Annotated in this window: 9 protein-coding genes; 2 read left to right on the forward strand and 7 right to left on the reverse strand. The window is 73.6% G+C overall.

From position 1 onward, the window contains the following. Nucleotides 1-148: 148 nt before the first annotated feature. From amrb99_RS44760 to amrb99_RS44790, 7 genes are all read right to left on the reverse strand, one after another. Nucleotides 149-823 (reverse strand): response regulator transcription factor, encoded by a 675-nt coding sequence (locus amrb99_RS44760; protein ID WP_190868155.1) that lies wholly within the window; start codon nt 821-823, stop codon nt 149-151. After that, a complete protein-coding gene (locus amrb99_RS53550; protein ID WP_190868157.1) occupies nt 820-2079 on the reverse strand; it encodes a histidine kinase in 1260 nt (419 codons plus the stop codon). The genes amrb99_RS44760 and amrb99_RS53550 overlap by 4 nt, the downstream gene beginning before the upstream one ends. 1 nt (nt 2080) lies before the next feature. Next, nucleotides 2081-2815: an ABC transporter permease gene (locus amrb99_RS44770; RefSeq protein WP_190868159.1), complete on the reverse strand. Its 735-nt coding sequence runs from the start codon at nt 2813-2815 to the stop codon at nt 2081-2083. Between the two features lie 12 nt (nt 2816-2827). Beyond that, nucleotides 2828-3742 (reverse strand): ABC transporter ATP-binding protein, encoded by a 915-nt coding sequence (locus amrb99_RS44775; RefSeq protein WP_190868161.1) that lies wholly within the window; start codon nt 3740-3742, stop codon nt 2828-2830. 182 nt (nt 3743-3924) lie between these two features. Continuing rightward, nucleotides 3925-5358, reverse strand: coding sequence for an aldehyde dehydrogenase (locus tag amrb99_RS44780; RefSeq protein ID WP_190868162.1), 1434 nt, complete (start codon nt 5356-5358; stop codon nt 3925-3927). 123 nt (nt 5359-5481) lie between these two features. Further along, nucleotides 5482-5916 carry a deaminase gene (locus amrb99_RS44785; protein WP_190868167.1) on the reverse strand — a complete coding sequence of 145 codons (435 nt, stop codon included), beginning with the start codon at nt 5914-5916 and terminating at the stop codon, nt 5482-5484. 7 nt (nt 5917-5923) lie between these two features. Further along, nucleotides 5924-6610 (reverse strand): dihydrofolate reductase family protein, encoded by a 687-nt coding sequence (locus amrb99_RS44790; RefSeq protein WP_190868163.1) that lies wholly within the window; start codon nt 6608-6610, stop codon nt 5924-5926. Nucleotides 6611-6914: 304 nt separating this feature from the next. Here amrb99_RS44790 and amrb99_RS44795 point away from each other — a divergent pair, with 304 nt between their 5' ends. Both amrb99_RS44795 and amrb99_RS44800 read left to right on the forward strand, forming a co-directional pair. Beyond that, nucleotides 6915-8045, forward strand: coding sequence for an exonuclease SbcCD subunit D (locus tag amrb99_RS44795; RefSeq protein ID WP_190868164.1), 1131 nt, complete (start codon nt 6915-6917; stop codon nt 8043-8045). Next, nucleotides 8042-8857: AAA family ATPase (locus amrb99_RS44800; RefSeq protein ID WP_190868165.1), on the forward strand; the 816-nt coding region annotated here is incomplete at its 3' end. The genes amrb99_RS44795 and amrb99_RS44800, both read left to right, overlap by 4 nt.

The raw sequence follows: 8857 nt of genomic DNA on the forward strand, positions 1-8857 counted from the left end.
GTTTTGAGCGGCGGCCGCTTCAGGAGGGGGCGGTGTGTTGAGCGGCCCGTTCAGGTAGGGCCGGTGTTCTGGGTGGCTCGTCAGTAAGGCGCGCCCGTGAGGTGAGGTTGTTCGGTGTTCTGAGCGGTTCGTCTGGAGGGTGAGTTCGTCAGGAGGATGTGGAGCCGGGCTGGAGAAGGCCGCGGTCGAATGCCGCGGCGACCGCGGCGGCGCGGTCGTTCACGCCGAGCTTGCCGTAGATGTGCAGCAGGTGGGTCTTCACCGTGGCCTCGCTGATGAACAGCCGGGCGGCGGCCTCCCGGTTGGTGCTGCCGCGCGCGATCAGGCCGAGGACCTCCAGCTCGCGGGGGCTGAGCGACTCCTCACCCCGCGGCGAGGACGGGCGGGCGGCGGCGGTGCGCATCCGGCTCATCAGCCGCGCGGCCACCGACGGCGACAGCACGGACTCGCCGCGGGCCGCGGCGCGGACCGCGCGGAACAGCTCGTCCTGCAGCGCGTCCTTGAGCAGGTAGCCCGTGGCGCCCGCCTCGATCGCGGGCAGCACGTCGCTGTCGGTGTCGTAGGTGGTCAGCACCAGCACCCGGGCGGGCAGGCCGCGCTCCGCCATCCGGGTGATGGCGGTGACGCCGTCGGTGCCGGGCATCCGCAGGTCCATCAGCACGACGTCCGGGCGGAGGGCCTCGGCGAGCCGCACCGCCTCCGCGCCGTCGGCGGCCTCGGCGAGCACCTCGAAGCCGGGCTCCCCGGTGAACATGCCGCGCAGCCCGTCGTGCACCACGGGATGGTCGTCGGCGATGAGCAGGGTGATCGTGTCACCGGTCATCCGGCGTCGCCCATCGGGACGGCGGGGACGCTCGCGGAGATCGCGGTGCCCGCGCCCGGCTCCGACTCGATCTCCAGCGTCCCGGCGACGCGGGCGACGCGGCGGCGCATCGCGGTGAGGCCGTAGCCGCCGTCCGCGGTCGGCGTGACGCGGTCGGGGGCGAACCCGGCGCCGTCGTCGCGGACGTCCAGGGTGATCAGGTCGCCCATGTACGACAGGGTCACCGCGACGCGGGACGCGCCGGCGTGCTTGGCGACGTTCGCCAGCGCCTCCTGCGCGGTGCGCAGCAGCGTCCCCTCGACCTCCGGGTGCATGGTCCGTACGGTACCGGTGGTCCTGACTTCGGCGGGAACGCCGTGCAGGGCCGTCCAGCGGCCGGCGACCTCGGTGAGCGCCTCGGGCAGCGCGGACTCCTCCAGCGACTGCGGCCGCAGCGCCTGGACGGACCGGCGGGCCTCGGCGAGGCTGTCGCGCGCCATCCGCTGCGCGACGTCCACGTGCCGTTCCCAGTCGCGGCCGCGCTCGCGGGCCTGCCGGGCGGCCTGGAGCTGGGTGACGACGCCGGCGAGGCCCTGCGCGATGGTGTCGTGGATCTCGCCCGCCATCCGCTGCCGCTCGTCGTGCACGCCGGCCTCGCGGGCCTGCGCGAGGAGCTGGGCGTGCAGGCCGGCGTTCTCCTCCAGGGCCGCCTCCAGCCGCGCGTTCGCCTCGGCGAGCTCGGCGATGACGTCGCGGCGCCGGTCGGACTCCTCGCTGATGCGCCAGGCGAACAGGGTGATCCCGCCCGCCAGCAGCACGTTCACCGCGAAGACCAACAGGTAGACGAGCAGGTTCCCGCGGTCGATGCTCCCGATCCCGCCCATCTGCGCCGCGGCGCCGAGCGCGGCGCAGACGATCACGGCGAGGGTCCGCCGGCGGGGGCCGAGCCAGAACGCGTGCATGTACCCGGTGATGATCGCGAACCCGTACATCCCGTTCATCGAGATCAGCGCGCCGATCAGGCCGATCAGGACGACGTAGTAGGCGCCCGCGGCGCGGGGGCGTTCCAGCCGGTCGGGGTGGAGGACGGCGATCCACGTCACCCACGCGACCGCCGCCGTGCTCAGTCCCAGCTGGAGGGCGATCCTGCCGGGCGTCCCATGGTCGACCAGCAGCCCGAGCGCCGTCGCCAGCCCCAGCGAGACGTACGGGACGACGCCAAGGGCGAGCCGCTCACGGCGTTCCCAGGCGTCGACGCCGTACTCGTGTTCTGGCACGTCACTCCCACCGGAAGAGCCGGGCGGCGGCCAGGGTAGCGACCACCGCGTACGCGGCCATTATCGCCAGATGGAGGGGATGCGGCGCGTGGCCCATCCAGGCGTCCCGCATGGAGCGGATGCCGGCGCCGAGAGGGGTGACGTCGCAGATCCGCTGCAGGGTGCGCGGCATCTGGTCGTAGGGGATGTACACACCGGCGAGGAACATGCTGGGGAAGAACAGCAGCGACCCGACGGCGTTGCCGGCCCGGCCGGTCGGCACGACGGCGCTGACGAGCGAGCCGAGCGCCAGCAGCGCGAGCAGGCACAGGACCGCGGCGAGCAGGAACCAGCCGAAGCCGCGCGGCACGGGGGTGCCGAACGCCGCCGCACCGGCGACGATCATGACGGCGGCGGTCACCGCGCCCGCCCCCGCGTTGATCAGCAGCTGGGCGCCGAGCAGCGCCGACGGCCGGACGGGGGTGGCGCGCATGCGGCGCAGCACGCCGCGCTCGCGGTAGTCGGACAGCACGCCGGGCAGCATGATGAGGCTGAGGATCGCGAACGCGACGCCGGTGCCGAGGACGGCCATGTACTCGGTGGTGGTCTGCCCGCCGAGGTTCTCGGACGGCTTGGTGGCGTCCGGCATCAGCCCGAAGCCGAACAGCAGGGCGAGCGGGAGCACGACCGCGAACACGGGGGTGAGGGCCTCGCGCATCCGCATCCGGAACTCGACGGCCAGGATCTTGCCGAACATTCTGCGGCTCCTTCAGTCGCGGGTGGACGGCCCGCCGGTCAGGGCGAGGTAGGCGTCGTCGAGGGTGCGCTGGTCGATGCGCAGGTCGGCGACCACCACGCGGCTGCGGGCGAGCGCGGAGGTGACCGCGGTGGCGAAGTCGCCGCGGCCGGTGACGGTCACGTACGCGCCGGACCGCCGGACGTCGGTGACGCCGGGCACGCCGGCCAGCAGGGCGAGGTCCAGTTCGTCGACGGGCCGGAACCGCATCCGGCCGCCGCCCCCGGTGGTCTCCTCGATGAGCCGCCCGGGGGTGCCGGTGGCGACGATGCGGCCCGCGTCGAAGACGGCGAGCCGGTCGCACAGCTCCTCCGCCTCGTCCATGAAGTGGCTGATCAGCACGACGGTGACGCCGTCGTCGCGGATCCGGCGGATCAGCTCCCAGGTGGCGCGGCGGGCGTGCGGGTCCAGGCCGGTGGTCAGCTCGTCGAGGAACGCGACGCGGGGCGCGCCGACGAGCGCGAGCGCGATGTACAGCCGCTGCGCCTGCCCGCCGGACAGCTTGCGGACCCGGGCGTCCCGCTCGCCCTCCAGGCCCCACTGGGCGATCAGCTCGCCGGGGTCGCGCGGGGAGGCGTAGAAGGAGGCGTACAGTTCCAGCGCCTCCCGCACCCGGATCGATCCGGGCAGGCCGGTCTGCTGGAGCTGGACGCCGATCAGCTCGTGCAGCCGGCGTCCGTCGGTCCACGGGTCGAGGCCGACGACGCGGGCGGTGCCGCGGTCGGGGCGGCGCAGTCCCTCCAGGCACTCGACCGCCGTGGTCTTCCCGGCGCCGTTCGGGCCGAGGATGCCGAAGATCTCGCCCTCCTCGACGGAGAAGGACACCTCGTCCAGGGCGGTGCGGCCGCCGTACCGCTTGCTGAGGCCGTTCACCTCGATGATCGCCAACGCGGGCTCCTCTGGTCGTCTCCCAACGACCACAAGGCTCCCGGGGCGGGCCTCACCGGGACATCGACCGACCGGCCACGCGGCGGCTGATCCGCCGCATCAACCGATCGGTGGAGGGGGCTGAGACGTCGCGTGCCGTCCCGTGCAGGCGCTCACGGGACGGCACGCGGGTTCGGGAGGCGTCAGGCGGGACGCGGGATGGACTTGTGCTCCAGGTAGGCGTTCAGGCCCTCCGGGCCGAGCTCGCGGCCGAGGCCGCTGTTCTTGAAGCCGCCGAACGGGGTGTTGGGGTCGAGGCTGTAGAGGTTCACGCCGCAGCTGCCGGTGCGGATGCGGCGGGCGACCTCGACGCCGTGGTCGACGTCGCCGGTCCAGACCGAGCCGCCCAGGCCGTAGTCGCTGTCGTTGGCGATCCGGACGGCGTCCTCCTCGTCCTCGTAGGGGATCAGGACGAGCACCGGGCCGAAGATCTCCTCGCGGGCGATCCGCATGTCGTTGCGGACGTCGCCGAACACGGTCGGCGCGACGTACCAGCCGCGGTCGTGCGGCCGGTTCAGCCCGCCGGTGATGACCTTGGCGCCCTCGTCCTGGCCGATCCGGATGTAGTTCTCCACGCGCTCCTGCTGCCGCTTGGCGACGAGCGGGCCGATCTCGCTGGAGTAGTCGGCCGGGTCGCCGACGGTGAGGCCGCCGACCATGGTCGCCAGGGCGTCGGCGACCTCGTCGTAGCGGCGGCGGGACGCCAGGATGCGGGTCTGCGCGGCGCACGCCTCGCCGTTGTTCATCAGCGAGGCCATCTTGAAGCCCTCGATGGTGGAGGCGAGGTCGGCGTCGTCCAGCACGATCGCGGCGGACTTGCCGCCGAGCTCCAGGGTGACCCGCTTGAGCTGCTCGCCGCAGACCGCGCCGATCTTGCGTCCGGCGGCGGTGGAGCCGGTGAAGGACACCTTGTCGACGCCGGGGTGCGCGACCAGGTAGGCGCCGACCTCGCGGCCCGCCGGGACGATGTTGACGACGCCGTCCGGGATGCCCGCCTCCTTGATCCACTCGGCCAGCAGGTAGCTGTCGAGCGGCGTCTCGGGGGACGGCTTGGCGACGACGGTGCAGCCGGCGATCAGCGCGGGCGCGAGCTTGAGCATCAGCGTGAACTGCGGCACGTTCCACGGGACGATCGCGGCGACGACGCCGACCGGCTCGCGGGTGACGGTGACGGGGCCGAGCATGCCGGGCCGCTCGTCCTCCCAGGCGTAGGTGCCGGCGAGGTCGACGTAGTACTGCAGCACCATCTGCGGGATCGCGGCCTGCCCGAACACCGAGAACAGGATCGGCGAGCCCATCTCCGCGGTGACGAGGTCGGCCATCTGCTGCTGCCGCTCGGCGTAGATCGCCGACAGCCTGCCGACCTTCTCGGCGCGCTCGGCGGGCGTCATCCGCGGCCAGGGGCCCTGGTCGAAGGCGCGCCGGGCGGCGGCGACCGCGGCGTCCATGTCCGCCTCGGTGCCGTCCGGCACCCGGCCGATGACCTCCTCGGTGTGCGGGGAGATGACCTCGATGGTGCCGGTGCCGGCCGGTGCCGTCCACTCGCCGCCGATGAACAGCCGATCGTGCTCGAGCATGCTGATGTGCCTCCTGCCGGGGGGTCCGCGGAGAGTCCGGAGCGCATCCGCTGACCGAATGCTTGCTTGGCTCAGCATTGCACGCGGTCGAGGGGGGTTGGCAAGAGAAATGAGACTAGAGTCTCACCGAGTCAGCAGGTGCGCGTTCGGCGCCCGCGCCGGCCCGGCGAGCTCGGGCAGTTCGACCAGCTCCACGCCCGCCGCCTCGAGGATCTCCGCGCCCGTGCCCGCGACGAACACCGACGGCTCGCGCCAGGCGAACACCACCCGCCGCGCCCCCGACGCGACGATCAGCTCGGCGCACGGCCGCGGCCGGGACGCGCGGTTCCCGCACGGCTCCAGCGAGCTGTAGACGGTCGCGCCGCGCAGCACCCCGCCGGTCTTGGCGATCGCCGCCTCCTCGGCGTGGTCGTGCGGGTCGGCCTCCCGCGAGTGCCCGCGCGCGATCTCCCGGCCGTCCGCGCCGACGATCACCGCGCCCACCGAGAACGCCGTCGAGGACGGCGGGCACAGCGTCGCCAGGTCGCAGGCCAGCGCCAGCCACCCGGCGTCGTCCATGATCGCGTCAGCCACGCTCGCCTCCCGGCAGGTAGCGCAGCAGCGCGAGGTCCCCGATCCGGGTGATCTCCGCCAGCCGCATGGGCCGCTCCGGCGACTGCGGGAACACCCCTGACCGGACGAACCGCGGCGCCGACGGGTCGCCGACGAAGAACGGCGCCACGACCAGCTGCAGCTCGTCCACCAGCCCCGAAGTGAGGAACAGTGTGTGGACGGCGCCGCCGCCCTCCACCATCAGCCGCCGCACGCCGCGCGCCGACAGGTCCGCCAGGACGGCCGGGAGCTCCAGCGGCTCGCCCGCGTCGACGACCTCGCCCAGCCCGCCGAGCCGCTCCGCCAGTTCTGCGGCCGCGCCGGACGGCGCGTACACCAGCTTCGGCGACTCGCCCGTGGTGAAGAACCGCGCGCCCGGATCCAGGTCGCCGCTCCAGGTCAGCGTCACCTTGGTGAGGTCGGGTGGGAGCCCGCGCGAGACCCGCTGCTCGCGCCGCGCCTGCGAGCGGATCAGCAGCTTCGGGTCGTCGGCCCGGACGGTCCCGGCGCCGACGAGGATCGCGTCGCAGCCGGCCCGCACCGCGTCGACGCGATCGAAGTCCGCGGCGCTGGACAGCCGCAGCCGTTCCGGCGCCGCGTCGTCGATGTACCCGTCGACCGACATCGCGCAGCTCAGCAGCACGTAAGGACGATCACCCACCACCCCAGCCTAAAACCTGCCGCACCACCCCCAAGCCACCAGTGCACCCCGACCGGACGGAGCGAAGCCGAAGGCGAGCCCGGCAGGGCCCCGCGCCAAGCCGAGCCGTCACGCGAGCGCGCTATCTGACCGGTGGGGGCGATGCCGAAGGCGAGCCCCCACCGGGAAGCTCGCGAAGCGAGTTCGCGCTCGCCCAATCACGGTCAAGGGCCGAGCCGCCAGGCGAGGCCCTTGGGCCGGGATTGATGGAACACGGCGTTTCTGCGCCGGATGTGTCGGACGGGGTGCCTATGGTTGCTGCGACATGCGAATCCTGCACACTTCCGACTGGCATCTCGGCAGATCGTTCCACCGCGAGGACCTGCTGGCCGCGCAGGCGGCGTTCGTCGACGACCTCGTCGCGACCGTGCGAGAGCAGCGGGTCGACTGTGTGCTCGTCTCGGGCGACGTCTACGACCGGGCGCTGCCCGCCGTGGACGCGGTGCGGTTGTGCGACGAGGCGCTCGCGCGGCTCGCGGAGCTGACGCGGGTCGTGCTGATCGCCGGGAACCACGATTCGGCGCGGCGGCTCGGGTTCGGGTCCGCGCTGATGGACGGGGCGGGCGTGCACGTCCGGACCGATTTCGCGCGGGTGGGGGAGCCGGTCGTGGTCGGTGACGCGGCGATCTACGGCGTCCCGTATCTGGAGCCAGAGCTCGTGCGGCATCCGTGGGAGCTGGAGGAGCGCACGCATGCGGCGGCGCTGACCGAGGCGATGCGGCGGGTCCGCGCGGACGCGGCGCGGCGTCCGGGCCTGCGCTCGGTCGTGCTCGCGCACGCGTTCGTGACCGGCGGCGAGAGCAGCGAGAGCGAGCGCGACATCTCGGTCGGCGGGTCGGCGCAGGTGTCGGCGTCGGTGTTCGACGGCGTGGACTACGCGGCGCTCGGGCATCTGCACGGCCGCTGGGCCATCACGGACCGGGTCCGCTATTCGGGGTCGCCGCTGGCGTATTCGTTCTCCGAGGAGCACCACGTCAAGGGGTCCTGGCTCGTCGATCTGCGCGAGGACGGCGTGGCCGCGGAGTTCGTGGAGGCGCCCGTGCCGCGCCGGCTGGCGCGCGTCCGCGGCCGCATCGACGACCTGCTGTCCGGTTCGGAGTACGAGAAGTACGAGGACCGCTGGCTGCAGATCACGCTGACCGACGAACGCCGCCCGTCGGCCGCGATGGAGCGGCTGCGCCGCCGCTTCCCGCACGCGCTGGTCCTCGGCTTCGAGCCGGAGGGCGGCGGCACCGACGGCGCGCGCACCTGGACGGAGCGGGTCCGCGAGCGGTCGGAACTCGACATCGCCGGCGACTTCGTGGCGGAGGTCACCGACGGTCCCGCGACGGAGGCGGAGCGCGCGCTGCTGGACGAGGCGTTCGAGCACTGCCGCCGGAAGGAGGCGCTGGCGTGAGGCTCCACCGGCTGGAGGTCGCCGCGTTCGGCCCGTTCTCCGGGACGGAGGAGATCGACTTCGACGCGCTGTCGGACGCGGGGCTGTTCCTCATCCAGGGCCGGACGGGCGCGGGGAAGACGAGCATCCTGGACGCGGTGTGCTTCGCGCTGTACGGGCAGGTCCCGGGGGTCCGGAACGCGGTGAAGGGGCTGCGCAGCGACCACGCGGCGCCGGGCGCGGGCCCGCGCGTGGTGCTGGAGACGACGATCCGGGGCCGCCGGCTGCGGGTGACGCGGTCGCCGGCGTGGGAGCGGCCGAAGCTGCGCGGGTCCGGGACGACGACCGAGCACGCCAAGGTGATCCTGGAGGAGTTCGAGCGCGGCGGCTGGACGGGGCTGACCACGCGCCTGGACGAGGCGGGGGACCTGATCTCCCGGCTGCTCGGGATGAACGCGGCGCAGTTCTGCCAGGTCGCGCTGCTGCCGCAGGGCGAGTTCGCGGGCTTCCTGCGCGCGGGCGCCGACGAGCGCCGCAAGGTGCTGGAGCGGCTGTTCGCGACCGAGGTGTTCACACAGGTGGAGAAGTGGCTGGCCGACCGGCGCGCGGCGACGGGCCGGGAGGCGGCGGAGCTCGCCGCCGCCGCGTCCTCGATCGCGGACCGGATCGCGGAGGCGACGGGCGCCGCGCCGCCGCGCGGCGAGCGCCCGCCGGTCCCGGCGCGTGGTCAGCCCCGTCCAGCCGCCGCGCTCGAACTCCTCCAGGATCACCTTGGCGTGCTCGGTCGTCGTCCCGGACCCGCGCAGCTTCGGCCGCTCCCACGCCGGCGACCG

This window comes from Actinomadura sp. RB99, from assembly GCF_014706005.1.
Classification (GTDB): domain Bacteria; phylum Actinomycetota; class Actinomycetes; order Streptosporangiales; family Streptosporangiaceae; genus Spirillospora.

Excerpts from the sequence above, each read along its gene's own strand:
- amrb99_RS44760 (WP_190868155.1), bottom strand. The coding sequence starts at position 823 with ATGACCGGTGACACGATCACCCTGCTCATCGCCGACGACCATCCCGTG.
- amrb99_RS44770 (WP_190868159.1), bottom strand. The coding sequence starts at position 2,815 with ATGTTCGGCAAGATCCTGGCCGTCGAGTTCCGGATGCGGATGCGCGAG.
- amrb99_RS44780 (WP_190868162.1), bottom strand. The coding sequence starts at position 5,358 with ATGCTCGAGCACGATCGGCTGTTCATCGGCGGCGAGTGGACGGCACCG.
- amrb99_RS44785 (WP_190868167.1), bottom strand. The coding sequence starts at position 5,916 with ATGGACGACGCCGGGTGGCTGGCGCTGGCCTGCGACCTGGCGACGCTG.
- amrb99_RS44795 (WP_190868164.1), top strand. The coding sequence starts at position 6,915 with ATGCGAATCCTGCACACTTCCGACTGGCATCTCGGCAGATCGTTCCAC.